The 25,541-nt window shown below is 65.4% G+C and carries 25 protein-coding genes and 1 pseudogene; 16 read left to right on the forward strand and 10 right to left on the reverse strand.

The annotated features are described in order from the left end of the window. Window positions 1-113: 113 nt before the first annotated feature. Window positions 114-818: a response regulator transcription factor gene (locus tag NOG11_RS12895; protein ID WP_256620187.1), complete on the reverse strand. Its 705-nt coding sequence runs from the start codon at window positions 816-818 to the stop codon at window positions 114-116. A gap of 247 nt (window positions 819-1,065) precedes the next feature. Next, a complete protein-coding gene (locus NOG11_RS12900) occupies window positions 1,066-1,743 on the reverse strand; it encodes a YggS family pyridoxal phosphate-dependent enzyme (protein WP_256620188.1) in 678 nt (225 codons plus the stop codon). A gap of 10 nt (window positions 1,744-1,753) precedes the next feature. Here NOG11_RS12900 and NOG11_RS12905 point away from each other — a divergent pair, with 10 nt between their 5' ends. Further along, complete coding sequence (locus NOG11_RS12905) at window positions 1,754-2,344, forward strand: thiamine phosphate synthase (protein ID WP_256620189.1); 591 nt, start codon at window positions 1,754-1,756, stop codon at window positions 2,342-2,344. A 100-nt stretch (window positions 2,345-2,444) separates the two neighbouring features. Here NOG11_RS12905 and NOG11_RS12910 read toward each other — a convergent pair whose 3' ends face one another. Continuing rightward, the gene (locus NOG11_RS12910; protein WP_256620190.1) at window positions 2,445-3,674 is read right to left on the reverse strand and encodes a porin; all 1,230 of its coding nucleotides are present in this window, start codon (window positions 3,672-3,674) and stop codon (window positions 2,445-2,447) included. 192 nt (window positions 3,675-3,866) lie between these two features. Here NOG11_RS12910 and NOG11_RS12915 point away from each other — a divergent pair, with 192 nt between their 5' ends. The 8 genes and pseudogenes from NOG11_RS12915 (at window position 3,867) to NOG11_RS12945 (ending at window position 11,124) form a co-directional block, all read left to right on the forward strand. Further along, on the forward strand, window positions 3,867-4,322 hold the full coding sequence (locus tag NOG11_RS12915) for a DUF3576 domain-containing protein (protein ID WP_256620191.1): 456 nt from the start codon (window positions 3,867-3,869) through the stop codon (window positions 4,320-4,322). A gap of 115 nt (window positions 4,323-4,437) precedes the next feature. Beyond that, a pseudogene (leuS, locus tag NOG11_RS12920) lies at window positions 4,438-6,747 on the forward strand (leucine--tRNA ligase); the annotation flags it as partial. Between the two features lie 27 nt (window positions 6,748-6,774). Continuing rightward, complete coding sequence (locus tag NOG11_RS15220) at window positions 6,775-7,320, forward strand: class I tRNA ligase family protein (protein ID WP_370468291.1); 546 nt, start codon at window positions 6,775-6,777, stop codon at window positions 7,318-7,320. Further along, on the forward strand, window positions 7,320-7,949 hold the full coding sequence (locus NOG11_RS12925) for a hypothetical protein (RefSeq protein ID WP_256620193.1): 630 nt from the start codon (window positions 7,320-7,322) through the stop codon (window positions 7,947-7,949). The genes NOG11_RS15220 and NOG11_RS12925 overlap by 1 nt, the downstream gene beginning before the upstream one ends. Continuing rightward, entirely contained in the window at window positions 7,946-8,995 is a 1,050-nt protein-coding gene (gene holA / locus NOG11_RS12930) for a DNA polymerase III subunit delta (RefSeq protein WP_256620194.1), read from the forward strand. Before NOG11_RS12925 ends, holA begins: the two co-directional genes overlap by 4 nt. Beyond that, window positions 8,992-9,720, forward strand: coding sequence for a tRNA (guanosine(37)-N1)-methyltransferase TrmD (gene trmD, locus NOG11_RS12935; protein ID WP_256620195.1), 729 nt, complete (start codon window positions 8,992-8,994; stop codon window positions 9,718-9,720). The genes holA and trmD overlap by 4 nt, the downstream gene beginning before the upstream one ends. Then, window positions 9,717-10,118, forward strand: coding sequence for a 50S ribosomal protein L19 (gene rplS, locus NOG11_RS12940; protein WP_256620196.1), 402 nt, complete (start codon window positions 9,717-9,719; stop codon window positions 10,116-10,118). The genes trmD and rplS overlap by 4 nt, the downstream gene beginning before the upstream one ends. A 442-nt stretch (window positions 10,119-10,560) precedes the next feature. Then, the gene (locus tag NOG11_RS12945) at window positions 10,561-11,124 is read left to right on the forward strand and encodes a hypothetical protein (protein WP_256620197.1); all 564 of its coding nucleotides are present in this window, start codon (window positions 10,561-10,563) and stop codon (window positions 11,122-11,124) included. A gap of 1,145 nt (window positions 11,125-12,269) precedes the next feature. Here NOG11_RS12945 and NOG11_RS12950 read toward each other — a convergent pair. Beyond that, on the reverse strand, window positions 12,270-13,238 hold the full coding sequence (locus NOG11_RS12950) for a TraB/GumN family protein (protein ID WP_256620198.1): 969 nt from the start codon (window positions 13,236-13,238) through the stop codon (window positions 12,270-12,272). 196 nt (window positions 13,239-13,434) lie between these two features. Here NOG11_RS12950 and NOG11_RS12955 point away from each other — a divergent pair, with 196 nt between their 5' ends. From NOG11_RS12955 to NOG11_RS12965, 3 genes are all read left to right on the forward strand, one after another. Next, complete coding sequence (locus NOG11_RS12955; RefSeq protein WP_256620199.1) at window positions 13,435-14,979, forward strand: flagellin N-terminal helical domain-containing protein; 1,545 nt, start codon at window positions 13,435-13,437, stop codon at window positions 14,977-14,979. 89 nt (window positions 14,980-15,068) lie between these two features. Next, window positions 15,069-15,350: a hypothetical protein gene (locus tag NOG11_RS12960; RefSeq protein WP_256620200.1), complete on the forward strand. Its 282-nt coding sequence runs from the start codon at window positions 15,069-15,071 to the stop codon at window positions 15,348-15,350. A 97-nt stretch (window positions 15,351-15,447) separates the two neighbouring features. Then, complete coding sequence (locus NOG11_RS12965; protein WP_256620201.1) at window positions 15,448-17,598, forward strand: TonB-dependent receptor; 2,151 nt, start codon at window positions 15,448-15,450, stop codon at window positions 17,596-17,598. Window positions 17,599-17,849: 251 nt separating this feature from the next. Here NOG11_RS12965 and NOG11_RS12970 read toward each other — a convergent pair whose 3' ends face one another. Both NOG11_RS12970 and NOG11_RS12975 read right to left on the reverse strand, forming a co-directional pair. Then, a complete protein-coding gene (locus tag NOG11_RS12970; RefSeq protein ID WP_256620202.1) occupies window positions 17,850-18,800 on the reverse strand; it encodes an ABC transporter ATP-binding protein in 951 nt (316 codons plus the stop codon). Between the two features lie 159 nt (window positions 18,801-18,959). Further along, the gene (locus tag NOG11_RS12975; RefSeq protein ID WP_256620203.1) at window positions 18,960-19,361 is read right to left on the reverse strand and encodes a type II toxin-antitoxin system PemK/MazF family toxin; all 402 of its coding nucleotides are present in this window, start codon (window positions 19,359-19,361) and stop codon (window positions 18,960-18,962) included. Between the two features lie 89 nt (window positions 19,362-19,450). Here NOG11_RS12975 and NOG11_RS12980 point away from each other — a divergent pair, with 89 nt between their 5' ends. Then, the gene (locus NOG11_RS12980; protein ID WP_256620204.1) at window positions 19,451-19,840 is read left to right on the forward strand and encodes a zinc-finger domain-containing protein; all 390 of its coding nucleotides are present in this window, start codon (window positions 19,451-19,453) and stop codon (window positions 19,838-19,840) included. Here NOG11_RS12980 and NOG11_RS12985 read toward each other — a convergent pair. Genes NOG11_RS12985 through NOG11_RS13000 form a run of 4 tightly spaced genes read right to left on the reverse strand, consistent with a single transcriptional unit; the run spans window position 19,776 to window position 22,063 of the window. After that, on the reverse strand, window positions 19,776-20,318 hold the full coding sequence (locus tag NOG11_RS12985; protein ID WP_256620205.1) for a hypothetical protein: 543 nt from the start codon (window positions 20,316-20,318) through the stop codon (window positions 19,776-19,778). The two genes, NOG11_RS12980 and NOG11_RS12985, sit on opposite strands and share 65 nt — an antisense overlap. A gap of 17 nt (window positions 20,319-20,335) precedes the next feature. Next, complete coding sequence (locus NOG11_RS12990) at window positions 20,336-21,274, reverse strand: DUF817 domain-containing protein (protein ID WP_256620206.1); 939 nt, start codon at window positions 21,272-21,274, stop codon at window positions 20,336-20,338. Then, the gene (locus NOG11_RS12995; protein ID WP_256620207.1) at window positions 21,201-21,518 is read right to left on the reverse strand and encodes a hypothetical protein; all 318 of its coding nucleotides are present in this window, start codon (window positions 21,516-21,518) and stop codon (window positions 21,201-21,203) included. The genes NOG11_RS12990 and NOG11_RS12995 overlap by 74 nt, the downstream gene beginning before the upstream one ends. Continuing rightward, window positions 21,515-22,063 carry a DUF2244 domain-containing protein gene (locus NOG11_RS13000; RefSeq protein WP_256620208.1) on the reverse strand — a complete coding sequence of 183 codons (549 nt, stop codon included), beginning with the start codon at window positions 22,061-22,063 and terminating at the stop codon, window positions 21,515-21,517. Before NOG11_RS13000 ends, NOG11_RS12995 begins: the two co-directional genes overlap by 4 nt. 146 nt (window positions 22,064-22,209) lie before the next feature. On the opposite strand from NOG11_RS13000, the gene NOG11_RS13005 reads away from it, so the two are divergent. The 3 genes from NOG11_RS13005 (at window position 22,210) to NOG11_RS13015 (ending at window position 25,482) form a co-directional block, all read left to right on the forward strand. After that, entirely contained in the window at window positions 22,210-24,444 is a 2,235-nt protein-coding gene (locus NOG11_RS13005) for a sensor histidine kinase (RefSeq protein WP_256620209.1), read from the forward strand. Window positions 24,445-24,533: 89 nt separating this feature from the next. After that, entirely contained in the window at window positions 24,534-24,866 is a 333-nt protein-coding gene (locus NOG11_RS13010; RefSeq protein WP_256620210.1) for a DUF2853 family protein, read from the forward strand. Between the two features lie 238 nt (window positions 24,867-25,104). Beyond that, window positions 25,105-25,482, forward strand: coding sequence for a hypothetical protein (locus NOG11_RS13015; RefSeq protein WP_256620211.1), 378 nt, complete (start codon window positions 25,105-25,107; stop codon window positions 25,480-25,482). Window positions 25,483-25,541: the final 59 nt, after the last annotated feature.

Consider the following 25,541-nt stretch of genomic DNA (forward strand, 5'->3'; position numbering starts at 1 on the left):
CTGCCGGCAGCTCCCCCACTCGTGGGGGAGCGAAATAAGAGCCCGACATGGGTACTGCTTCCCTCCCCCACCAGTGGGGGAAGTGCCCGAAGGGCGGAGGGGGCTTCGGGCCGTCAGTGAACGGCCTTCTCCAGTGCCAGCCTGTAGCCGCCGCTCTCGGTCAGGAGGAGCGCGTTCTCGCCTGGCTTGGGCTCGATCTTCTGGCGCAGGCGGTAGACATGGGTCTCCAGCGTGTGGGTCGTGACGCCCGAGTTGTAGCCCCAGACCTCGTTGAGGAGGATGTCGCGGCTCACGGGCTGGCCGCCCGCGCGGTAGAGATATTTGAGGATCGAGCTCTCCTTCTCGGTGAGCTTGATCTTCCGGTCCTGGCCGTCGACCAGCATCTTCACCGCGGGCTTGAACTCGTAGGGGCCGATCTTGAAGACCGCGTCCTCGGACTGCTCGTGGCTGCGCAGGTGGGCGCGCAGTCGGGCCAGGAGGACAGCGAACTTGAACGGCTTGGTGACGTAGTCGTTGGCACCTGAATCGAGGCCGTTGATGACGTCGTCGTCGCCGTCCGAGCCAGTCAGCATGATGATGGGCGACTTGAAGCCTTGGTCGCGCAGTTTTCGGCAGGCCTCGCGCCCGTCCATGTCCGGCAGGCCGATATCGAGCAGCACCAAGTCGATGTGCTGCTCCTTGGTCAGCCGCTCGATCGCGTCGCCCGCGGTCTCCGCCGTGCTGAGCTGAAACTCGCTATGGGCCGCGAACTGATCGGTCAGAGCCTCACGCAGGAGCTCGTCGTCCTCGACCAACAGGACCTTCGCTGCTCTGGCCATATTCCTTGCCTCCAAGACCCGGGAGGGGTCGCCCCGCCGGCCTTCCAAACTTGTGCTCTACTACCCTGCGGGCTGCCTCGTTCAGGAGCAGGCCCCTTGCGCCACCACGCTTCCTACGTGTTTCGTTAGAAACCGCCAGCTTTCGTGATTTCACACCGTGTTGAACGCAAGAACGCTCAAGCTTCTGACATAGTTCCCGAGTTTGGCAAAACCTCCTGCGACATTCCATCCTGTCGCAGGTGAGCCTTCACGGAGAGGGGCGAGGCCCGAATATCCCGCTGCCCACACGAACCTCCGTCGAGCCGAGGCTTACGGCCGCCTCATAGTCGCCGGACATGCCCATGCTGACACGCGCAAGGTTCGAGCGCTCCGCCAGCCTCCTCAGAAGAGCGAAATGGGGGGCGGGAACGGCGCCCGCGGGCGGGATCGCCATCAGACCCACCACCTCTAGCCCCAGCTCGTCCCGGCAATGTTTGACGAACGAAACGGCCTCCGAAGGGGCGACCCCCGCCTTCTGCGGCTCCTCGCCCGTGTTGACCTGAACGAAGACGGGGAGACTGCGTTCCTGCTTCTCCATCTCGGACGCTAGGACCTTGGCGATCTTGGGGCGGTCCACGGTCTCGATGACATCGAACAGGGCCACGGCATCGGCGGCCTTGTTGGACTGCAGGGGGCCGATCAGGCGCAGCTCGAGACCCCCGAACTCCTCGCGCAGGGCGGGCCACTTGCCTGCGCTCTCCTGCACCCGGTTCTCGCCGAACTGGCGGTGGCCAGCCTCTAGAAGGGGCCGGATGTCCTCCGCCGTGAACATCTTGGAGACCGCCGTCAGCCCCACGTCGCCGGGGTCCCGGCCCGCCTCCTCAGCCGCCTTTGCGATCGCTTCACGGACTTGGTGCAGGTTGCGGATGCGCTCTTCGCCGTTCATGGACCCGCCTGTGGCAGACTTCACCTCCCGTGTCATCGTGCTGAACGAGGCGGCATGGCGTCTACGCCGGGCCGCCCCTAGACCGGCGGAGCTGCCCTTCGCCCTGGCTCTCTTCAGCGATGAGAAGCGGACGCCGGACATCCTGAAGATGGCGGAGGGGCTGCCCGATGGGGGAGAGCCCATCGCTGTGATCTTCCGCCATGACGGTCTGCCCGCAGACGAGCGTCTGCGCTTGGCGGGCGAGGTCCGGGACGTGGTGCAGGCCAAGGGGCATCTGTTCCTCATGGCGCGCCGCCCGCTGCCCGGTGCGGACGGTGTTCACGCGGGGGAGGGGGAGGGGCTGCGCACAGCCCCTGTCCATGATGAGGACGAGATCGTGCGCGCCGTCATGGACGAGGTGGACGCGGCCTTCCTGTCGCCGGTCTACGCCACGCAGAGTCACCCCGGCGCGACCCCGCTGGGCCGCAGCCGGGCGGTCGCGCTAGCGCAAGCGGCTAGGGTGCCGCTTCTAGCATTGGGCGGCATGAACGAGCGCACCGCCGCGAGCCTGGAGGGCGCCCCGTTTCAGGGCTTTGGTGCGATCGGCGCGTTCACAGGGTGATGGGTAGACTGCGGGTTGAAGCCCCAGTGAACCTAACAGAGAGACGAAGCACGCGAGCGAAGCGAAAGCGAGCGGTGGCGCCAGAATAAAAAGCGAGCCTCTAGAACCGGATCGAGCTCTCGAGCATCACCGCCGTGGTGTCTTCCTGGCCGCCAAGAAGGCCGGGGCGGTCGCTGTCCACGAACTGGGCGGCGGCGCCGAGGGTGATGCCGCGGCCCAGCACATAGGCGACACCGGCCTGGGTCGTCTGGGTCTTGCGGTCGAGGGCGAAGGGCAGGTCCACATTGAGCTGCGGGCCGATCAGAAGGCTCGCATCACGCTCGGCATCGGCCTGGCCGTAGCCCAGCATCATCCGCCAGTCGCCCGCGGTGTAGGTGATGCCCGCATCGAAGGCGAGGTAGTCGCTGGGGCCGGCCACGTCCTCATCGATGCCCGTATTGGTGGTCTTGACCGAGCCGCCGATGGTCAGGTCGCCGTAGGCCACGTTGAGGCCGAGGGAGACGGCCTGGTAGTCGTCCAGCAGGATCTCCTGGATCGAGGCGTCGCCGTTCTCCTCGTCGGCATGGACGAAGCTGGCGCCGAGGCCGAAGCTGAGCCGGTCGCCGCCGAGCCGGAAGCCGTTCTCGTAGTAGAGCGCCGCCTCGGACACGTCGCGCCAGCGCTGCTCCTGCAGGAGGACCCGGCCATCGGGGCTGACCGCGAAGCCGCCCTCGGGCGCGCACTCCTCGATGCCGCAGGTCCTGAACTGCGGCGCGTAGGAGATGCCGAGCTGGAGGTTGCCGATCACGCCGCCGAAGAGCCCCGCGGGGGGCATGTAGGTGATCTTGGCTGCGCTGCCGGAGAAGTCGTTGACCGTGTGCACGTCGTTGAGGCCGGTGGGGTCCGCCCGCCAGTCATTGACGCCGAGCGCCCTGAAGATGTTGGGCGAGGTCACCGCGAGCTTGGCCGCGGCCCCCTCATGGGCACCGACGGAGAGGCTGCCGAAGCCGCCGCGGGCGAAGAGGAAGGCGCGGTCCACGAAGAGGTCGCTGCCGTCCAGGGAGAAGCCGCGCGTGCCGCCTGCGCCCAGAGAGGAGTAGCGCCCACCGAGCACCTGGCGGTCGAGCCGGTCCTCGTCGAAGCGGATGCCCGCCTCGGCCCCAAGCTCCAGGCCGGAAGCGGTGAAGGTGGTGCCGCGTACGCTGAGCCGCGCATCCACATCGCCGACGAGCTCGTCATCGGCCAGCCCCGTGGTGGCGACCAGGTCGCCTTCCACCACGATGGGATCATCCTGCGCGAAGGCGCTGGATGCGGCCAAGAGGACCGTGCTGGCGAGAAGCGCTCTCATCATAACCCTAGACGTACTTCAAACTTCACCTTGGAGGGGAAATGGGAACGCCGAAAGCCCTAAACTAGCCGCTAAGCTGCAAAACTGCGTTTTTCGGCCCCCCTGCGGCTTCCCTGCAACCATATCGGGCCGTGGGGGTTTGAAAGGCGGTGTAGGGGTGCTACCTGCCCTCCCAAGATTTCACGGGGTACTCCTTTGCGTTCCGAACACCATCGCCTCTTCAAGATCTTCGGCACGGCTGCCCTGGCTGCCATCCTGGCGGCCTGCGCCAATACCGGGGAGGGCCGCGACCTGAATGTGGGTGCGTCGGACGGGACGAGGGCGGTGACCACGGTCAACCGCTATCTCTGGACGGCCTCGCTCGAGACCATCAACTTCATGCCCATCGACACGGTGGACCCGGTGGCGGGCGTGCTCACCACCGACTGGTTCGCCAGTGCCCAGGCACCCAATGAGCGCTTCCGCACGAACGTGCTGGTGCTGGACACGGCGCTGAGGGCCGACGCGCTCAAGGTCAACGTCTTCCGCCAGGTCCAGGACCCCGCCACGGGCCGGTGGAGCGATGCGGCCACCAACCCCAACACGGCCCGCGAGATCGAGAACGCGATCCTGACGAGAGCCCGCGAGCTGCGCCTCAACGCGGTGAACTAAGCGAAGCGGCCTTTCGACGGGGCGCTTTCCTTCCGATGCGAGTTTACTATGCTGAGCGGCGTCCCTAGGGCGCCGCAATCCTTTCCCCTATCCGCAAGGCTGACGATCCATGGCTCGCTACAACCCCGCCTCCGCTGAACCGAAATGGCAGAAGGCCTGGGACGACGCGAAAAGCTTCGAAGCCAAAGAGACGGGGGCGGAGAAATACTACGTCCTGGAGATGTTCCCCTACCCCTCAGGCAAGATCCATATCGGGCATGTGCGCAACTACGCCATGGGCGACGTCATCGCGCGCTACAAGAAGGCCCAAGGCTACGACGTTCTGCACCCGATGGGCTGGGACGCTTTCGGTCTGCCTGCGGAGAATGCGGCGCGGGACCAGGGCGGGCATCCGCGCGAGTGGACCTACGGCAATATTGCAGTGATGAAGGAGCAGCTCCAGCGCATGGGGCTGGCCATCGACTGGAGCCGCGAGTTCGCGACCTGCGATCCTGAGTACTACGTCCACCAACAAAAGCTGTTCCTGGAGTTCCTGGAGAAGGGTTTCGTCGAGCGTCGCGAGAGCCTAGTGAACTGGGACCCGGTGGAGATGACCGTGCTCGCCAACGAACAGGTGGTGGACGGCAAGGGCTGGCGCTCCGGCGCGCCGGTCGAGAAGAAGTCCATGGCCACCTGGTTCTTCAAGATCACCGACCGGGCCGACGACCTCCTCGCCGCCCTCGACGATGGCCGCCTCGAAGGCTGGCCCGCTCACGTCAAGGAAATGCAGAGGAACTGGATCGGCAAGTCCGAGGGGCTGAAGATGAGCTTCCCTCTGTCGGGGAATGATCTGCCCCAGGACAGCCTGCCGATCTACACGACCAGGCCCGACACGCTCTACGGCGCGAGCTTCCTGGGCGTCGCGCCCGATCATCCGCTGGCGAAGCACTACGCGTCAAGCGATCCCAAGGTGGCTGCCTTCGTCGCCGAGTGCGCGGCGCAGGGCACCTCCGAGGCCGATATCGAGAAGGCCGAGAAGAAGGGGGTGCCGCTGCCTATCACCGGACGCCATCCGTTCACGGATGAGGAGCTGCCGGTCTATGCCTGCAACTTCATCCTGATGCAGTACGGCACCGGCGCTATCTTCGCCTGCCCGGCCCATGACCAGCGCGACCTCGATTTCGCGCGGAAGTATGGGCTGCCGGTGAAGCCTGTCATCTCACCCGTCATCCCGGAAGGCGAAGCCTATCCGGGACCCATGGACCAGGCATCTGATAACGGCTCCATGGGTCCCGGATCTTCGGCTACGCCTACGTCCGGGATGACGGATGATGGGAGAGTGGAGGCCTATACCGGCCCGGGCCACATGATCCACTCGGGCTTTCTCGACGGTAAGTCCACGGACGAAGCGCTGCCCAAGGCCATCGCGAAGATCGAAGAGATGGGCTGGGGCGAGGGCACCACGAACTACCGCCTGCGCGATTGGGGCCTCAGCCGTCAGCGCTACTGGGGCTGCCCGGTGCCGATCATCCACTGCGAGGCCTGCGGCGCCGTGCCCGTGCCGGAGCAGCAGCTGCCTGTCTCCCTGCCCGAGGTGGACCCGGAGGAGTTCAAGACCCCCGGCAACCCGCTGGACCGTGAAGGCGCGAGGGCCTGGCGCGAGACCCCTTGCCCCTCCTGCGACGGCCCGGCCCGCCGCGACACCGACACCATGGACACCTTCGTCGACAGCTCCTGGTACTATGCCCGCTTCGCCTCTCAGCCTACGGACAAGCCGGTGGACAAGGCCGAGGCCGATGCCTGGCTGCCGGTGCAGCAGTATATCGGCGGCATCGAGCACGCCATCCTCCACCTCCTCTACGCCCGCTACTTTATGCGTATGATGAAGGAGTGCGGCTATACGGAGCAGGACGAGCCGTTCACGAACCTCTTTACCCAGGGGATGGTGACGCATGAAGTGTACAAGGGTCGTTACATTACAGGCTTCGAAAGTTTTGTTTTCCCAGAGGATGTTGCTCCAAGAAGCACATTTTTCCGCAGTACTGATGAGGCTGAGAAGTATATCAATATCTGGAAAGAGGTCGTAGAACGCTCGAAAAGAGAGCAATACGAAGCTACTTCTTATTCAGGTGGCACAGATATCGATCCTTCCAAAACCAAATTGGCGAAAGATCATCCCCTACTGAAAGTCGACCTGGACGCCTGCCTTTGGACGTATGACCAACAAAACTGGGAAACGGGGGATGGCAAGCCATACATATGGGCGGGCGTAACACCGGTAGCCCGTTTCCCCATCGAAAAAATGTCCAAGTCCAAGAAGAACGTGGTCAACCCCATGGCCATGGCGGACGCTTACGGCGCCGACGCCGTGCGCTTCTTCATGCTCTCGGACAGCCCGCCCGAGCGCGACGTGGAGTGGACCGAGGCAGGGGCTGAGGGCGCCTGGCGCTTCGCCAACCGGGTCTATGAGACGGTGGAGAAGGGTCGTGGCCTCGCCTCCGCCGGTCAGCCTTCGGACGATCTGCCCGAGGCGCTTCTCGGCATCCGCAAGGCCGCGCACCGCACCGCCGCGGGCGTCACCGCCGATATCGAGCATTTCCGCTTCAACAAGGCCATCGCCCGCCTCTACGAGTTCCTCGGGACCCTGAAGGGCCTGAAGACCGAAGGCGATGCAGCGCCCGTGGCCGCCGAGGCGCTGACCTTCCTCACCCAGCTCACCGCCCCCTTCATGCCGCACCTCGCCGAGGAGTGCTGGGAGCTCTTAGGCCATGACGGCCTCTGCTGCGACGCGGCCTGGCCTTCCGTCAACGAAACGTTCCTCGAGGACGACACGGTCACCCTGCCTGTTCAGGTCAACGGCAAGCGCCGGGGTGAGATCAAGGCGTCCAAGGATGCGTCCAAGGAGGACATCGAGGCCATGGCCCTAGCGCAGCCCGACGTGGCCCGCTTCATGGAGGGCAAGACGGTACGCAAGCTGATCGTCGTGCCCGGCCGCATCGTCAACGTGGTGGCAGGCTGATGATCCGGTTTGCGCTTGCCCTATCCGCCGCCCTGCTGCTTTCCTCCTGCGGCTTCAAACCCCTCTACGCCGAGGTTCAGACGGCGGAGGGGGAGAGCCGGCTGTCCGACATCGATTTCCGCATCGTCCGTGCACCGGTACAGCCGCGCGACGTGATGATCGAGGCGCTGCAGAGGCGGTTCCGGGACACGGCGGCGGAGCCGCGCTACACGGCGAACATCGCTCTGCGTCAGCAGTCACAAGGCGTCGCGGTCAGCATCGACAGCAATGCCAGCCGCTTCAACTACAGCCTCTTCGCCACGGTGACGTACCGTGACAATCAGACCGGAGAGCAGCGCGTGCAGACCCTGCGCAGCATCGCCTCCTACGCGGTGGTGCCGGGGCTCTATGCCTCGCTGGTGGCGGAGGAGGACGCCGTTCGCCGGGCGACGCTAGACCTCACACGGAAGATCGAGACCGATGCTGCGCTCTACGCCGCGGGCCAGGCGCCCCAGACCGCCAACGGCTCGCTGCTGCAGGGCAACGGCCAGACCGACAGCCTGCGCCAACTCGAGAACGAGGCCGACCGCCAGCGCGAGCTCGAAACCGAGGACGAAGACGTCGAGCTGATCACGGACCCGGTGCCGTGACCGCCCTCAAGGGAGCGGCGCTGAAGCAGTTCCTGGAGGACCCGGCGCCGGGCGTGGTCTGTGCCTTGGTCTACGGTCCCGAGCAAGGGCTGGTGGCCGAACGGGCACGGATGATCGCCAAGGCCGTCGCCGAGGATTTGGACGATCCCTGGCGATCGGTGACCCTATCCGATCAGGACGCCTCGGACGCGGCGAAGCTCACCGACGAGGCGGCCGCTCAGAGCTTCCTCGGCGGACGCCGAGCCATCCGTGTGCGAAGCGCCGGGCCGCAGCTTGCAGGCGCCGTGACCTCGCTCCTGACGGCGGCGGAGGCGGGGACGCTGCAGGGCGCCGGGCTGGTGGTGATCGAGGCGGGGGACCTGAAGAAGACCTCCGCCCTCAGGAAAGTCTGTGAGAAGAGCACCGCTGCTGCCGCCATCCCCTGCTACGCCGAGGGCGGGCGGGACGCGATGGCGGCGATCCGCCGTCAGCTTGCGGATGAAGACCTCACCATCGGCGACGAAGCGTTGATGCTGCTCTCTGTGGCCCTGGGGGAGAGCAGGGGGCTTCTGCGTCAGGAGGTGGAGAAGCTCATCCTCTACAAGGGGACCAGGGCGCAGCGCCAGAGTACGGAAGAGGTGACCCCGGAAGATGTGCGCGACTGCCTCGCCGAGGTGGCCCAGGACGATGCGGGCGCGGCGCTGGCGGCGTTTTCGGGGCGCACTGCTCCGCTCTCCGACATTCTCTTCGGTGCCGAGGAGCTCGGCACATCGCCGGTGACCCTGCTCCGCCAGGCCCAGAACCGGGTGCTGCGCCTTCTGCCTGCCGCCAAAGCGATACAGTCCGGCGACAACGCTGCAGGCGCCATGCGCAAGATGAAACCGCCTGTCTTCTTCAAGGAGGAGGCGGAGACCAAGCGCCAGCTCGAACGCTGGACGGCAGGCGGTCTCGAAGCGGCACTGACCAAGCTCTACGAAGCCGAGGCCGCGACCAAGATCACCGGCGCCCCCGCCCGCCTGATCGCCGAGCGGGCGCTGTTCGAGATCGCCAGGGGATCAGGGCGGTGAGCTGGCGGGCGGGGATCGTCAGCCTCTACCCCGATGCCTTTCCGGGACCCTTGGGTGTGGGCGTTTTGGGCCGTGGGCTGAAGGACGGGCTCTGGTCCTACGACGTTTATAACCCGCGGGACTTCGCCGGGGATAAGCACCGCACCGTCGATGACACCCCGGCGGGCGGCGGGCCTGGCATGGTCATGCGGGCCGACGTCCTTGCCCGAACCATCGACGCCGCCGAGAGCGTTCCGGGGCCGAAACTGCTGCTCAGCCCTCGCGGGCGGCCCTTCAGCCAGGCTAGAGCGCATGAGCTGGCCGAGGGGTCTGGCGCCCTCTTCGTCTGCGGCCGCTTCGAGGGGATCGACCAGCGGGTGATCGAGGCGCGGGGGCTCGAGGAGATCTCCCTTGGCGACTTCGTTCTGGCGGGGGGCGAGGTGGCCGCCATGGCCATGATCGAGGCTTGCGTGCGCCTCCTCCCCGGTGTACTGGGCGCCCCGGCCTCGCGGGAGGAGGAGAGCTTCGAGCAGAACCTGCTCGAGTATCCTCAGTTCACAAGGCCTAGGGAGTTTGAAGGGCGGCCCATCCCCGATGTGCTGCTCTCCGGCGACCACCAGAAGATCCACCAGTGGCGACGGGCAGAGGCCCTGACCCTGACGCGCGCGCGACGACCGGACTTGCTCGGGGAGGCTCCCCAAAGGGCGCGGTCCAATCCGCCGAATGAAGAGACGGACGAGACATGAACATCATCCAGCAGCTCGAAGCCGAGCTGGCACAAGAGCTGAAACCCGAAGTCCCCGAATTCGCCCCCGGCGACACCGTGCGTGTCCAGGTGAAGGTGCGCGAGGGCCAGCGTGAGCGCCTCCAGGCCTTCGAAGGCGTCTGCATCGCCCGCTCCGGCGGCGGCATCAATGAGAGCTTCACCGTGCGCAAGATCAGCTTCGGCGAAGGCGTCGAGCGGGTCTTCCCGATCTACTCGCCCCTCGTGGACGCGATCGAGGTCGTGCGCCGAGGCAAGGTCCGCCGTGCCAAGCTCTACTACCTGCGCGGCCGCCAGGGCAAATCCGCCCGCATCGCCGAGAAGGTCGACACCAAGCGCCAGGCAGCAGCCGCCGCCAAGAAGGCGAAGAAGAAGGGCTGAGCCCTTCAGGGCGGAAGGCGAAGCTTTCCGCCACTCCCCCCGGATATCGAAGTCCGCTTCAAGCTCGGGCGGAAGATCGTTTGCGGCAGGGGCCTCACCTACTAGAGCACCGGACTGTTCCAGGGAATCAGTCCGGTGCTCTAGCCGGTTCAACTTACCGGCTGATACCGGCGGTGAAGGTGGTCGTCCTCCAGTGCCCGAACGGCGGAAGCGCCTTCGCATTTCTCGAACCGTAGATGTCTGTTGACTACTCTCAAGACAAAACGTGTTCACCACGAATTATCCTAGAGCGTTTCGAACTCATTACGGTTCTTTTAACCCGCGCTCTAGCTGTTTGTTTTGTCGCATTTTAGAACCGCCGAACCGGTATTCCTTTCGGCTGAAAATATTCTAGACAAAAGATTAATATAGCCACTATGTTCCCCGACGAGGGGGACCGTCCATGATCAAATTCGCATTTGCCGCCGCCGCCATCAGCCTTGCCAGCCTTTCGGCCGCGTCCGCCGCCATCATGTACGACGAAGCCATCGATGGCGACATATCCGGTACGACCGTCTTAGCGCTGAACCTCGGGTTGGGCACGAACGTCGTCACGGGTACGGTGACAGCCAATCTCGACGGCGAGACCGATGCCGACCTGTTTCAGATTTTCGGACTTGAAGATTTTGCGATCACATCTGCGACGTTCGTCGCGACCGTCGAGGGGACGGAAGGCGGCTTCGTGAACTCGAACGCCATTCCCGTGATCAGCGGCGGGACCCTTCAGGACCTGCTTGGCGCCGGCATCTCGCGAACCCTCGACCTGAGCACCCTGGCCACCGCGTTGATCCTAGTCGATGCACAAGGCTTGCCGCCCGGCTCGGACTTCCCGCGGGTCGTCAGCTACACGCTGACGATCAACGCGGCGCCTGTGCCCGTGCCCGCCGCCGGACTCCTCTTCGCTTCGGCCCTCGCGGGCGGCATCGCGGCGCGGCGGCGCAGGCGTCCGTTACCGCAGCCCGCCTGAATGGAGAGGGCGGGTATCACGCCCCGCCGGTCGATCAGCGTACAATATGTTCGCCGTAGGAGCAGGTCATTCCGCTCAGGCATTCTGACGGTAGCAACTCCTTTCTTTTTTCATTCCGGGGCGGCCACCTCTTCTGGGCCGTATGTCTCCTCCCCCCGTCATCCCGGACAGCGAAGCTGATCCGGGACCCATGGACAGGTGGTATTCGTTGTTCGGTCCGTTGCATTAGTGAAAGCTGACCGGTCCATGGGTCCCGGATAGCCTTCGGCTTCCGGGATGACGTGAGAAGGCACACAGCACGATCATCCGCTTGGCGCGGACATAAGAAACAAACGGGGACCCAGCGCGCGGCGCTGCCGCAGCTTGGGTGTGAAACTGTGAAAGGTGCTTTGGCATGAGGGAGGCCCATCTCCCTACGCCGCGCGCCAGCTTGGTAAGGCTCTGAACAGGGGCCAATCCTTAGCTCGCCCTGCTCGGGTCCAGCCTGCGGGTAGACGGTAAGCGGACGCGCCGCCCCCAGGACCACCCGCCCCGAAGCCTCACCAAGGCAGCAGACCGAGGTGGATGGCCACTGCTGTGGCCTTCTTCGCCTATATTCGGTCCCCCCGGACCGAACATTCCGCTGATCGCGGACCGGCTACGAAGCCTCCCGCCCCGTGTGCCTGCTGCGATGGGCGGGGAAGATAAAAGAAGGGGAGAGGGCGGGGATAAGTTGGCCGCCGCCGCTGCCCCCTCCGCCCCTCCGGGGCACCTCCCCCATTCCATGGGGGAGGGAAGCAGTGACCGGCGTTGGCTTACTACTTCGCTCCCCCACTGGTGGGGGAGCTGCCGGTAGGCTGAGGGGGCGGGGGCGCGGCGAAAAGCCTCGCGTTCCGCCCTACGGAAGAACCACCACTTCGTCTTCCCACGGCGTAGCGAAGCGGAGACCGTGGGACCCAGCTCCTGCCCGCGACGCCTATCCTGCTGTTCGGAGATGGGTCCCATGGATCGCTGCGCGACCATGGGAAGGCGTCATTGAGAGCTGTAAGCTTTGAAGGCGAGTGGGGAACTGTAGGCCGGAACACAGTAGGTGATCCGCCGTGGCTCGGTTGCCCCCACGAACGGCGGCACGCTCCGCGAGCCGCCCTACGATGGTGCCGCCTCCGCTAGTACCGCTTCACCTCGTAGCCGCGGCGGCGGAGGTGGGTGGGGAGGCTCTCGTCTCCCACCATGTGGCCTGCGGGGATGGCGACGAGAAAGATGCCCTTCTCGTCGGTCAGCACGCGGTCGAGCTGCTGTGCCCAGGACTGGTGGCGCTCGATGATGACGCGCTCCTTCACCTGGGGCGGGGCGGCGTAGATGGGGCCGTTGAGGAGGAAGTCGAGGCGGTCGAGATCGCCCTCGTACCAGGCGCTGAGGATGTCGGCGTAGTAGGGCTGTCCCAGCGCCAGGCGTTCGAGGAGCGCGAGGAGGTAGGGGGCGTCCTCCTCGTCCCGGCCCGCCGCCTGCACGGCGAGCATATCCGCCGCGCTTTCGAGGTAGCGAAGGCGCTTGCCCCCCTCCACGGCCTCGCGGGCGATGACGATATCGAGCTGTCCTGCGGGATCGCCCCCCGCGGCGACCTGGGCGAGGGTCCGGCTCTGCACGGCGGCGAACCAGGGGCGGAAGGTGCCAAACTCCGACGCGCTGGCGCCGATCGTGCTCAGGGCATCGGTGACCGTCTCCCGGTCGGAGCCCTTGTAGAGCTGGGTCAGGGTCTTGCCGGAGCGCAGCTCGGCGGTCTGGGCGACGACCACGCCCATGGAGCGCTGGCCCTCGCGGGAGATGAAGTCGGCCTCGAGGAAGACCGTGCTCGCCTGGCCGAAGGCGGCGCGCACGCCCTGGTTCTGCCAGTTCGTTCCCGGCGGGATGAGGGGCACCGTGCCGATCATGTAGACGATGGTGTCGGGGTCGCTGACCTCCCAGAGGGGGACGCGGCTCTCCTCGGTGACGGCGGAGGACAGGGTCTGCGGCCGCTCCTCCGCCGCGATGGGCAGGGTTCCTTTCGTCGCCGCAGGCTCCTGCGTGCCGCTCCCGTCGCCGCAGCTCGCAAGCGCGCCGAGAAGCGGAAGGAGAAGCAAAGCAAGCCTGGTCATCACGCCGGTCCGTCTGAAGCGTCCCACCTTGGGTAGGCAAGCATGGTTGTTCATTGATGAACAGGCCCGAAAGACAAGCGCTGCCGGTGACTGCAACGGTTTCTTCGGCTTCGTTGACGCCCGATAACCTTGTGCGTGGGCTGCTTAACAATATCGGCACGACTTGTCCGCTAGAAGGGTGACAGGAGAGAACATCGTGCTGCTTACAAACGCTTCTGCTCAGATCGCGCTCAAGACGCTCCGCGTGGCCAACAGCAAGCTGGACGCCACCCAGCAGCGCATCTCCACGGGGCTCAAGGTGCAGAGCGCCAAGGACAACGCGGCGTTCTTTCTCGTCTCGAACACCCAGCGCTCGGACATCACCGTTCAGGACGGCATTCGCGAGAACCTTCTTTACGCCCTCGGTGCCGTCCAGGCCGCCCAGTCGGCGCAGCCCTCGATCGACCAGTCGATCCTCAACATCAAGAACGCCATCGTGGCGCTGGAGACCGGCACCGCTGAGGCGCAGCTCGAAGAGGTGATCAAGAACCAGATCGAGGAGATCAAAAAGGTCATCCGCGGCACGAGCTTCAACGGCATCAACCTTCTGGAGCGAGAGAACCTCGAGACCCTGATCATCGGCGCGAGCCGCGACGGTGCGTCGGGCTCCTACGACTTCCAGACCTTGACGCTTCAGGGCGCAGGGCTCGGCCTCAAGACGCCTGCGGTCTCGGGGACCGTGCCGCCTTTTCCCGGCGCAGTGATGGACCTCAACAGCCAGGTCATCAGCGGCACGCCGGGGCAGCTCCAGGTCACCAACCCGACGCCGCCCAACACTGCGGGCGTGAATGTCGGCACCAATGGCTCGGGCGGCATCGCCCAGCGGACCTTCGCCATCAGCTTCGAGACCGGCGCCGACATCAACACCACCCAGGTGATCTACGAAGAGGGCGGCAATGTCCGCGGCGTCAACATCTCGATCCGCAACGGCAACCTCGTCTTCGGCGGCTACAATTTGCCCAATGGCGACCCCGGCATTCAGTGGCCCTATAGAGAGGTGACGGCGGGCATCGAGGCCAACACGCGCTACACCGCGCAGCTCGTCCTCGACGGCAATTCGAGCGCCACGGGCGAGTTCAGGGCCTATGTGAACGGCGAGCTGATCGACACGGCCACCGGCGTGGGCATCCTGTTCGACCACCCCGGCGGGATCGGCGTGGGACGGATCAACGGCAACGCGGTGCTCAACGGCGCGGTGATCAATGCCAGCGCCGCCACCCAGTTCCAGGGCCAGATCGACAAGATCGTCACCTACAACCAGACCTTCAGCGCCGCCGCCTTCGACCAGGTGAACACCTATCTCGCCGAGGGCTGGCTGCCGACGGGGGGCATCCAGTACTATGTCGGCTCGCCGGAGCGCCGCGAGCAGGCCACCCTTATCGAGCTTCTGGACTCGCTGATCCCCCTCGACCAGGCGGGCTTCTCGACCACCACCGCCCTCGAAGTGCTGGACGCCGCCCAGTCCAAGGCGAACCGCGCCTTCGCCGAGATCGGCTTCATCGAGGGACGGCTGCAGCGCCAGCAGGACTACCTCTTCAACCTCTCCGGCTCCATGGAGGAGGGGGTTGCGGCCCTGGTGGAGGCGGACCTGGCCGAGGAATCGGCCAAGCTCCAGTCCTTCCAGGTGCAGACCCAGCTCGCCCAGCAGAGCCTGTTCATCTCGAACCAGCGTCCCACGGTGCTGCTGCAGCTCTTCAACTAAGCTGTGACACTATAGCCACAATGGGCGAGCTTCGGAGGTCCCCGGCGTGATCGGCTAGCCCCCCTCGCCAAGGGGTGTTAGAGGGCGGCATGGTCGCAGGGCACCTTCTTCGTTGGCTGCTGCTTGCCTGGCTGGTCGCGGCACCCGCCTTCGCGGCGACGCACGACCTCTCCCACAGCGACGAGAAGGCCTCCGCGACGACGGAGTGCGTGCTCTGTCACCTGGCCGGCGATGAGAGTCTCGAAGGCAGCGAGACGGTGCTGGCCGAAGCGCTCGTCCTGTTCGAGCGCGAGGTCGAGGCCGCCCTCAAGACGCACGAGCCAGCGCCCCTGTTCCGCCGCAGCATCAGAGGGCCGCCGTCCGTCGTCTGAACGACCGACCGACGATCTTCCCTTCTGAACAGTTCGAGCTGGCCTCTTCACGCGCGCTGCGCGGAGCCGCTCGGCGACATGCTTTGCGAGTTCCACCATGGGTTTTCTTCTTCTGACCACGAGCCTGTTCGGCTCGATCTCCGCCCCTGCCGCCACCGCTGCAGTGTCCTCCGCCCTCCACGACCCCGACGAGGACGTCATCATCGTGACCGCGTCGCCGCTGGACCGGCCTAGCGATCAGCTCATCGCTCCCGTCTCCATCCTGGAAGGCGAGGAGCTGCAGCGCCAGCTCCGCGGCACGCTGGGCGAGACGCTGCGCCGTGAGCCGGGCGTCACCTCGACCTCCTTCGGTCCCGGCGCCAGCCGCCCGATCATCCGCGGCCTCGGCGGCGACCGTGTCCGCACCCTGACCAACGGCATCGGCTCCATCGACGCCGCAGCCGCAAGCCCCGACCACGCCACCCCTATCGAACCTGCACTTGCCGAGCGGATCGAGATCGTCCGCGGTACCGGCCTCCTGCGCTACGGCAGCTCGGCCGCGGGCGGCGTCGTCAACGTGCTCGACGGCCGGATCGCCAGCGAGACGCCCGAGGACGGCCTCGAAGCGGCGGTCCGCGTGGCAGGCACCACGGTAGACAACGGCATCGAGACCTCCGCCAGCCTGCAGGGCAAGCTCTTCGAACTCGGCGGCCTCGACGTCGTCTATAGCGGCCAGGTCGCCTATCGCGACGCCGAGGACATCGACATTCCCGGCTTCGCCGAAAGCGATATCCTGCGTGCCCTTGAAGAGGAGGAAGAGCACGAGCATGACGAGGAGCACGAGGACGAGGAAGAGCGCGGCACGCTCGAGAACTCGTTCCAGGAGACCCTGAGCTTCGCCAACGGCCTGTCCTTCATCGGCGAGCGCGGCTTCTTCGGCTTCTCCGTCCAGCGCAACGAGACCCAGTACGGCGTTCCCGGCGGCCACGGCCATGGGCACGGCCACGAAGAGGAAGAAGGCGAAGAGCACGAGGGTGAGGAGCACGAAGAAGAGGAAGGCGGCGTCTTCATCGAGCTCGACCAGACCCGTGTCGATGTGAACGGCCGCCTGGAGATGGACGGCCCCTTCCAGCGCTTCGACATCTTCGCCGGCTACGCCGACTACGAACATATCGAGTTCGAGGGTCCCGGTGAGCCCGGTACGGTGTTCTCGAACGAAGGCTTCGAGATCCGTGCAGAGGCGGCGCAGCAGCAGCGCGGCAACTGGCGCGGCGCCACCGGCGTTCAGTATCGTGGCCGCGAGTTCTCCGCCATCGGCGAGGAAGCCTTCGTGCCGCCCACCGAAACCGATCAGTTCGGTGTCTACACCTTCCAGGAGCTCAGCTTCGGCGAGGGCGTGATCGAGGCCTCGGCCCGCTACGAGCATACGGAGCAGCTCAACACTGTCACCGGCGTGGACCTCGACTTCGACGGCATCTCGGCGGCCATCGGCGGCAGCTACCCCCTCGCCGAGGGTGTGACGGCGACCTTGAACCTCTTCCGGACGGAGCGCGCTCCGACGACGGAGGAGCTCTTCTCCGACGGCCCTCACCTCGCCACCAGCAGCTTCGATATCGGCGATGCGTCGCTTGACAAGGAGACGGCCCTCGGGATCGAGGCTGGCATTCGCTTCGCCAACGACAGGGCCTCGCTCAGCATCAACGGTTTCTACACCGACTATGAGGACTTCATCTTCCAGCAGGCCGACGGCACCACGGGCGCGGACATCCTTCTGGCGCGCGGCGAAGACGACGAGGAAGAGCTCGAAGAGTTCGGTGAGCTGATGGTCCTCAACTTCGTTGCCGAGGATGCCCGTTTCGCCGGTGTCGAGGTGGTCGGACGGGCCGACCTCTTCGAGGCCAACGGCTTCGACGTCAGCACCGATGTGGTGGTGGACTATGTCGATGCCGAGAGCGACAGCGACAACCTGCCCCGCATTCCGCCGCTCGGCGTGATCTGGGGTATCGACGCGGTAACCGGCCCCCTCGCCCTGCGCGCCGAGGCCGAGTACGCCTCCGAGCAGGACGATACGGCGGAGTTCGAGCTGCCCACGGACAGCTTCACCGTCGCCAACTTCTACGCGGACTATCAGATCACGGACCGGGTCACCCTCTCCGGTGCGCTGCTCAACGCCTTCGACGAGGAGGCGCGCATCCACGCCTCGTTCTTGAAGGACGTCGCCCCTCAACCGGGCCGGAACTTCCGCATCGCCCTGCGCCTGACCTACTAGGTCGGGGATCGAGACTTACCTCTCCCGCTTCGCGGGAGAGGCCGAAATCTTCCGATTTCGGGTGAGGGCTTCGGCGAAGCCGTTGCGCGTGCGACGAAGGTTACCGCTCAGGTCCCCTCACCCTCGGTCCCTCTCCCGCAGGCGGGAGAGGGAGGCGATCGCCGCTACCCGTCGCTCCCATAGGTCATCTCGAGGAAGACATCCTCGAGGTCGGCCTCCACCGTCGATAGGTCGCGTACGGAGATNCGCCGCTACCCGTCGCTCCCATAGGTCATCTCGAGGAAGACATCCTCGAGGTCGGCCTCCACCGTCGATAGGTCGCGTACGGAGATGCCGGCGCTGTTGAGGCCGGAGAGAAGGTCCGCCACCCGCGTCTCGGAGGGGCGGTAGTCGATATAGATGTTGCCGTCCGCCTTCACCTGCGCGCCTGGCAGGGAGGCGAGGTCGCCGGGCTGCATCTCGGCTTCGGGCGTCACCATCAAGGTCTTGCGGTCGAGGCTGGCGATCAGCTCGTTCTTCGGCTTCACCGTGACCACCTCGCCCCGGTGAATGATGCCGATCGTGTCGCAGAGCTCCTGCGCCTCCTCGAGATAGTGCGTGGTCAGAATGACCGTCACGCCGCGCTCGTGAAGATGCATGACCTGGTCCCAGAGCTGACGGCGAAGCTCGATGTCCACGCCCGCCGTGGGCTCGTCGAGGATCAGGACCGGCGGGTCGTGGACCATGGCCTTGGCCACGAGGAGCCTGCGCTTCATGCCGCCGGAGAGCTGGCGCACATAGGCGTCGGCCTTGTCGAGAAGGCCGAGGCTCTCGAGGATCGCCATGGTCCGCCGCTTCTCCTTGGGCACGCCGTAGAGACCGGCCTGGATCTCCAGCGCCTCCTTGGGGGTGAAGAAGACATCGGTGGAGAGCTCCTGGGGCACGACGCCGATCGATGCACGCGCCTGGCGGGGGTTCTTGTCGATGTCGAAGCCCCAGATGGAGGCCGACCCTTCCGTCTTGTTCACCAGACCCGCGAGGATGTTGATGAAGGTCGACTTGCCGGCGCCGTTCGGTCCTAGAAGCCCGAACACCGAGCCGCGCGGCACGTCGAGGTCGATGCCCTTGAGGGCGACCTTGTCCTCCTGCCCCTTGGCGCCCTTATAGCGCTTGACGATCCCGCGGGCGGAGATGGCGGCGTCGGGGGAGATGGAAACGATCATTGCGCCGATCCTTCTAACACAAAGCCCCGCCGAAGCGGGGCTCTGGGACATTGACAAGTTTAGGCTACCCTGAGCTTGTCATCGCTCGGTGGGCAACCTGCCTAGATGTCTAGGTCTTAAAGCCCGAAGACCGGGTACGGATGGAGACTTAGGTATTTTCTAACTCGAAAACAAGTCGCCCATGCCAAGACCGAATACCACGCCACGCCTAACCGCGCGTAAGTCGGCATAGGTCATTTCGGGTATCTCCCACTTCCGCCGCCCAACTTTGAATGCGTTCAAGCGGTGCAGCCCGATGTTCAGGATCATGTCGCACTTCGCCCAGGTTTGAACCGAGGGCTCTCCTCCCGGTTTGTAGGAGCGACTGAGCGGAACCACGAAGGGGTAGGGTTTGCGCGGGGGCGTGGTACTAAGCGGTACGATCGTCACGATCCCGCCCCGGTCCGGTAGCCGCGGTGAGATAACGACAACAGGTCTGACTTTCACCATTTCCGGCGGTTTGAAATCGGATAGATCGCAAACCAGCACCTGTCCGGCGCGGGGATGGAACTTGAGCGGCATACACTACCTGTGGCTGCAACCGATGTCTGACGCAAGCTGACCCTAGCAGTCGCTTGCCTCACCAGCCGCCCTCCGCCATATCTCGGCCCATGGCCTCTCCCTTCGCTGACAAGCTGCCCGTCCACAAACGTCCCCGCACCCTCGATGAGGTGATCGACGAGGTGATGCACCGCTCGGACAGTTTGGAGGTGGTGTTCGTCGGGGATCGCCGTGTGGCCTGCATGGGCTCTGGCGGGGCCTTGGGGCATCCCAAGACGTTCTACACGATCGGGGACAAGGGCTATGCCGAGTGCGGCTATTGCGACCGGGTCTTCGTCCTCGACCCGGAGCGTGAGGGTGAGGTCATGGCGGACTTCACCGAAGAGCGCGAGCGCGCCCGGAATGCCACCGCCAAGGCGCTGCCCGGCGACGGCATCACCGAGAGCGCAACACCTCCTCCCGGAGAGAACCTGGGCGTGTCCGGTGGTAGCGGCGCATAACCGCGAAGAAGACCAATACCCAGAAGATCAGTAGCGCGAAGAAGCTGAAGAAGCCGCCCCATCCCTGCAGGATGAGTTGGAGCGCTTCGAGATCGGCCCTCGCCACCGGCCGGAAGCCCTCGGCCGAGACCTGAAGCTGCTGCGCGGCTTCGGCGGGCTGGGGGATGACGCCCGTGACTTCCATCCAGGTGATGACGGTGCTGGTCAGCGCCAGGATGAAGGGCGCGCCCAGAAGGAAGATCGCCATGGCCGCCCAGGTGTAGAGCGGCTGCGCGGGCACCTCGGTCCTGGCGTAGAGGCTGCGGAAGCGGCCCTCGTCCATCCCCTCGACGAGATGCGGCTCGGCCCGCTGGTAGCGGGCGTACTCGACGGCGGCGCCCTCGGCAACATCGGCTTCGGTGCGGCGCTTCCAGAGGAAATAGAGCCCGTACCAGCCTGCGATGACGGCCCCGGCGATGAGGTAGTAGGTGATCAGCATGGCAGGGACATAATCACTTAGTTCCCCTCCGTCACCTCGGCAGGGCGGTGCACCAAGGTGACGAGTACGAAGGACAGGATCATCAAGAGCAACCAAGCAGGGTACTTCTGAAGGCTCACCGGCTTCCAGCCATCCTCCTGACCTGGATAGAACCAGGCCCCGGCCAGGGTACCGAGGTTCTCTGCCAGGAAGATGAAGAGCGCGACGAGGGCGAAGCCGAGAAGCAGCGGCATGCGGTGCTGAAACCGCCAGACGCGGTAGTGCACCCAGCTCCGCCCCCACAGGAGGCCTGTCGCCAGGACTAGCCACCAGCGGATGTCCGGCAGGTAGTGGTGGGCGAAGAAGTTGGCGTAGATCAGCGCCGCCAGCAGTACTGTCATCCACAGCTTCGGGTAGTTCGTGAAGCGGAAGTCCAGAACCCGCGTGACCCTGGCGAGGTAGCTGCCGACGGCGGCGTACATGAAGCCGGAGAAGAGGGGCACATCGCCTAGGCGAAGGACGCTCTCCTCGGGATAGGCCCAGGAGCCCTGCTCCACCTTGAACACCTCCATGGCGGTGCCGACGGCGTGGAAGATGAAGATGACCAGGGCTTCGCGCGGGCGCTCCAGCTTCGTCAGGAGGAACGCGACCTGAATGCCCACGGCCCAGAGGACGAGGAAGTCGTAGCGGGCGAGGGGCGAGCCTTCCGGCCAGTAAAAGGCGGTGGCGATGATGCCGAGGAGCATCAGCCCGCCGAAGAGGCAGGCCCAGGCCTGCTTGATGCCGAAGACGAGGAACTCGGCGGCGGCTAGGGCGAGGCGCCTGCCGAGCAGCGGCTCGAGGAGGCGCTCGAAGGTGGGAAGGTGCCGGGCCAGGACGGCGTCGACGCGCGAGTTCTCGTCCTCAGCCCTTCTCTCGCTGAAGGCCGGCCCACCAGTCGGCGTAGCTCGTGTTCTTGGGGTGCTTGCGGTTCTCATCGGGTGCGCCGTCTTCCCACCACACCGTCCCCCGCTCGCCAAGGGCTACCTTCGCTTCATGGACCTTCGCCCGAGCGACTTTCTCCTCAGCTTCGGTGGAGGCATCCTTGACCGCGCGGCGGGCGTTCATCAGCTCGCGCACCAGGCGCTGGCGCTCGTCTTCCGGGAGCTCAGGGTTCGATTTGCGCCACAGCCGCTCCTTCGCGACGAAGTAGCGCCCGTCAGGCGTCTCTGGGTATTTCAAGCGGTCCTGGCTTTGGCGAGGGCGTCGCCGAGCGCCTCGGCCAGTTCGCCCCGCTCTTTGGGCGAGAGGAAGCTGCCCAAGACCAGGGTGCGGCCCTTCTCGATGAGCTGAAGCTGGGTGTCGTGCTGGACCGGGCGGTCGATGGAGACCCGCGCCCAATAGGGGGAGAGCTTCCAGCGGGTCTCGTGGCCGGAGGGGAGGACGCGGCTGATCCAGAGCGCGTCGTCCGTCAGCATGACCCGCTCGTGCCGCCGCCCCTGCATGTAGCTGAGCTTGAAGGCCCACCAGACGATCAGGATGTCCACCCCGCAGAAGAACGCCACCGGCCAGGCGCCTAGCGTCAGGTAGATCACGGCGTTGACGATGTTCACCCCGACCACCACCGACAGCACCCGCCTGAAGCCGTCCCTGGACAGGGACCGGTTGGGGTAGAGAAGGGCGTGAAAGCGGAAGTCCTCGTCCTCCGCCACCGGACCCATGGGGCGCCCCGTGCTCTTCCCGGTGACGGTGGGCGGCATGTTCTCGATGGTCAGCGTGCGGGCCATGTGCCATTGATGAGGGGCCGATGGGCGTTGCGCAAGGAGCATGGCGTCGCGGCCTGTGCCGATACTTGCGGGCAGTCTGTTGAGAAGCAACAGCGCTTCGTCTGCCGAAGGCGGGACATGGACCTCGAAGAGGCAGGAGAAGCCGGATGGATCGACGGGCCAACATAAGCTTCACGGCCCTCTGCTGCACGCTGCTTCTTCTGGCCTCGGCCTCCGTAGCCAGGGCGGCGGACCGCGCGGAGGACGCTGCGTTCTGTCGCGAGACCATCGAGAACAAACCCAAGGGCGAGCCGCTGCGCTGGACGGTCCCGCCCAGCGATTTCGTCGCCAGGCTCAATGCCGCCTGCTTGAACGTGCTTGAGGGAGGCGCGCCCGCCGAGCGGCGCGAGCTTCTGCGGCACTATCTTCGCAAGAGCCGCCTCTTTCTCGATCCCGACCGGCTCGACGAGGCGGCTGCGGCATGGTCGGCGGCGGACCGCCTGCGGGTCGCGGCGATGAACGCCAGGGTCAGGGAGACCGATCTCTTCCCTTATCCCGAAGACCTCCAACGCCTGCGCAAGGAGGCGGACGCTGTTCCAGGCGACGGCGCGGACCCCATGGCGGTGGCCTGGCTGGCGCAGTTGTCGGGCATGTTCGCATCCGTGGAAGGAGACGAGGACGCCGCCATCGTTCTCTTGAGCCAGGCGGTCGAGGAGGCGGCGGGAGCCGATTACGACCGGGTGGTCCTCGACGCCTCCCAGCGCCTAGGCCAGCTCCACGCCAGGAGGGGCGACTATGTCGAGGCCATCGACGCGCTGACCCTCACCCAGGAAGCTGCCCGAACCATCGGGCAGAGGCAGTTCGAAGCACGGGCCCTGATCAGCATCGGTGTGATCTTCGCCGATCTCGGCGATACGGAGCGCAGCATCGGCGCCATGACCGACGCTGCCGAACTCCTCACCGACAATCTGCGCGACGTCGAGCACTGGAGCCTTCGCAGCGACCGGGCCACGGCCTTCGTCAATATCGGCGAGGCCCACCGCCGCCGGGGCCGCTTCGAGGAGGCGGCGGCTGCCTATGCGAAGGCCAAGGCCGATGCCATGATGGTGCCGGAGAACCGCCGCGCCAGTCGGGTGGCTTACGCGGAGATCGAGCAGGCCAAGCTGGACTACGAACGGCCGGGCGGAGATCGCGAAGCGGCCCTCGCCCAGGCGGCTGCCGCGGCCGCCATCATGAAGGAGAACCGCGGCGAGGAGCTCGCAGGCGCCACCTATGCCTGGATCGCGGAGAAGAGGGTGGAGCGGGGCGAGCTCGAACGCGCTGCTGGCGCGCTGGCTTCGGCGCGGCAGGCGCTCGGCAACGACCCCTTCGAGCCTGAAGCCATCGAGAGCATGTCAGGCAACAGGTGGTATCTGCTGCAATATGCCAAAGCCATGGCCAATGAGGAGCGGGGCCTCGGCGACGCCGAGAAGGCAGCGCGCTACGCCTTGGCAGCCTTACGTCTCAGCGACGACCGCTATGAGGAGGAGAAGATCCGGTCGGTCGCCAATGCCGACCTTCTTCTCTCCCTGGACCGCAGTGAGAGGGAGGTGGAAGCGCAAGCCGCCGAGATGGCGAGGCTGGCGCGGGAAGCCGAGCTCGAAACCCTGCGCGCCGAGGGAGCGGAGGCGCGCGCGGCGCTGACCACGGCCCAGAAGGAGCGCAGCCAGGCTTTGGCCTTCCTCGGCGTGGGCGGCGGCATCGCGGCCAGCGTGGTGGCGTTCCTTCTCCTGCGTGCCTACCGCATGGAGGCTAGGCTCGCCTCCAGCAGGCAGACCTTCCTCTCCGAGATGCACCACCGCTTCGCCAACAATCTTCAGGTCATCATCAGCCTTCTCCAGCTCGATGTCAGGCGGCGTCCGGGCCAGAAGGGCGGGCTTCGCGAGGAGGCGCTGGTCAAGGTCAAGGCCATGGGTCTGGTGCACGACGCGCTGCGGTCCGGCGGCGGGGATGCCGAGGTGAGGAGCGAGGAGTTTCTCGGCGAGCTGCTGCAGCTTCTTCGCGCGGCACTGGGCCGGCCAGGGGTGACGCTGGAGGGGAGGATCGCCAGCGGCAGGCTCGACCCCGACGCCGCCGTCCCCCTCGGGCTTCTTGTCAGCGAGCTGGTCACCAACGCCTACAAACACGCCTTCGGCCCCGAGGGCGGGACCATCTGCGTGGTGCTGTCGGAGGACGGGCGGCTGACGGTCTCGGATAACGGGCACGGGATGAACGCCGCCGGTGAGGATCGCCCTCGAGGCAGCGGGCAGGGGCTGCAGCTCACCACCGAGCTCGCCGATCAGATCGGCGCCAGCGCGAGGGGGATCAGCTCCGAGGGTACGCAGTGGGTGATCGAGCCGGTGCCCCTGCGCTCGGCTGCCTAACCAGGCACAGAAGCGCTGCAGCCGCCGCTTGCCCCAAGGCCCCGGCTTCTTGCAGGCTGGTTCTTGCGTAGAAGACCAAGGAGGCAGGCATGGCCGACCATCAGGAACATCTCGACAAGATCAGAAGCTATGACAGCGGCGCCGATGAAGAGGTGGTGAAGAAGCTCTGGAGCCGCCTGCGCCTCTCCATGCAGAACCGCGACGCGCAGACGGTGGCCTGCTCCGACAAGGCCGAGCTCGAGCATATCCGCGACGGCTACTGCAAGAAGACCCTGGACCTCGGCGACAAGCACTCGGACGAAGAGATCATGGGCGTGCTGCAGAACGTCTGCCAGACCATGTCCGGCGACGGCGGGCGCAAGAGCCGCATGACCTTCTACTACCTAGTCGCCAAGGAGACCGGGACCTTGGAGAAAATCTGAGCGAAGTCGATCGAGGCCGGACGTTCCAACATGTCCTCGCCCCTTTCGAGAGGAAGACGATTGCTTGTGAAACACTCTGTCGTCATTCCGGGGCGCTCGAAGAGCGAGCCCGGAATTCAGAATCGGTCAGGCTTGAGTAGTGTCTCAGTTTGAATTTCGGCCGCACTAAAGACCAATATCAAAGAAAGGCGAGGTTTGGCCCTTTTTCGACCTCGGACGCATTCGCTATATTGACAGAATGACAAAGCTTCCGAGTGACATCATTACGGCCATGCTTGCCCCTCTGGCGCTGTTTGAAGCGAGGTGTGAAGACAAAGCCACGTTGCGAAAGCTGATCGCGCTTGCCGAAGACGGCTCACGTCGAGGAGAAGCTTATGCGCTCTTTTCCGAGATACGGGAAAAGACGCTGGCAGCAGAAAAACGCAAAGATGAGTGCGCTATAGTGCAGTATGCGTTTGAGGAGATTTGCGCTAAAACGCTCTACAATCTGACAGGTCCACGGGCACCCTTCGATCCCGACTCCCCCTTTTGGGTCTTGCCTCTCGCGCTGAATTTGGGCCAGCGGCTAGGCGTCAGCGATCCCGCCAAAATTAGTTCGCTACTCGGCTCGAGATGATGTCCGCTTCTGGCCGATTGTGTTGAAGAAGTCGGGTCTCTGACGGTTTGCTTGGCTCC

It is taken from the genome of Parvularcula maris (assembly GCF_024505085.1).
GTDB classification, from domain to species: Bacteria; Pseudomonadota; Alphaproteobacteria; order Caulobacterales; family Parvularculaceae; genus Parvularcula; species Parvularcula maris.

Bases quoted from the DNA above. Each gene is read 5' to 3' on its own strand.
- NOG11_RS13000 (WP_256620208.1), bottom strand. From the start codon at position 22,063: ATGGCCCGCACGCTGACCATCGAGAACATGCCGCCCACCGTCACCGGG.
- NOG11_RS13005 (WP_256620209.1), top strand. From the start codon at position 22,210: ATGGATCGACGGGCCAACATAAGCTTCACGGCCCTCTGCTGCACGCTG.
- NOG11_RS13010 (WP_256620210.1), top strand. From the start codon at position 24,534: ATGGCCGACCATCAGGAACATCTCGACAAGATCAGAAGCTATGACAGC.
- NOG11_RS12895 (WP_256620187.1), bottom strand. From the start codon at position 818: ATGGCCAGAGCAGCGAAGGTCCTGTTGGTCGAGGACGACGAGCTCCTG.
- NOG11_RS12945 (WP_256620197.1), top strand. From the start codon at position 10,561: ATGATCAAATTCGCATTTGCCGCCGCCGCCATCAGCCTTGCCAGCCTT.
- NOG11_RS12985 (WP_256620205.1), bottom strand. From the start codon at position 20,318: ATGCTGATCACCTACTACCTCATCGCCGGGGCCGTCATCGCAGGCTGG.
- NOG11_RS12960 (WP_256620200.1), top strand. From the start codon at position 15,069: ATGGTCGCAGGGCACCTTCTTCGTTGGCTGCTGCTTGCCTGGCTGGTC.
- NOG11_RS12925 (WP_256620193.1), top strand. From the start codon at position 7,320: ATGATCCGGTTTGCGCTTGCCCTATCCGCCGCCCTGCTGCTTTCCTCC.
- NOG11_RS12950 (WP_256620198.1), bottom strand. From the start codon at position 13,238: ATGACCAGGCTTGCTTTGCTTCTCCTTCCGCTTCTCGGCGCGCTTGCG.
- NOG11_RS12975 (WP_256620203.1), bottom strand. From the start codon at position 19,361: ATGCCGCTCAAGTTCCATCCCCGCGCCGGACAGGTGCTGGTTTGCGAT.
- NOG11_RS12910 (WP_256620190.1), bottom strand. From the start codon at position 3,674: ATGATGAGAGCGCTTCTCGCCAGCACGGTCCTCTTGGCCGCATCCAGC.
- NOG11_RS12980 (WP_256620204.1), top strand. From the start codon at position 19,451: ATGGCCTCTCCCTTCGCTGACAAGCTGCCCGTCCACAAACGTCCCCGC.
- NOG11_RS12990 (WP_256620206.1), bottom strand. From the start codon at position 21,274: ATGAGAACCGCAAGCACCCCAAGAACACGAGCTACGCCGACTGGTGGG.
- NOG11_RS12900 (WP_256620188.1), bottom strand. From the start codon at position 1,743: ATGAACGGCGAAGAGCGCATCCGCAACCTGCACCAAGTCCGTGAAGCG.
- NOG11_RS12970 (WP_256620202.1), bottom strand. From the start codon at position 18,800: ATGATCGTTTCCATCTCCCCCGACGCCGCCATCTCCGCCCGCGGGATC.
- rplS (WP_256620196.1), top strand. From the start codon at position 9,717: ATGAACATCATCCAGCAGCTCGAAGCCGAGCTGGCACAAGAGCTGAAA.
- NOG11_RS13015 (WP_256620211.1), top strand. From the start codon at position 25,105: ATGACAAAGCTTCCGAGTGACATCATTACGGCCATGCTTGCCCCTCTG.
- NOG11_RS12965 (WP_256620201.1), top strand. From the start codon at position 15,448: ATGGGTTTTCTTCTTCTGACCACGAGCCTGTTCGGCTCGATCTCCGCC.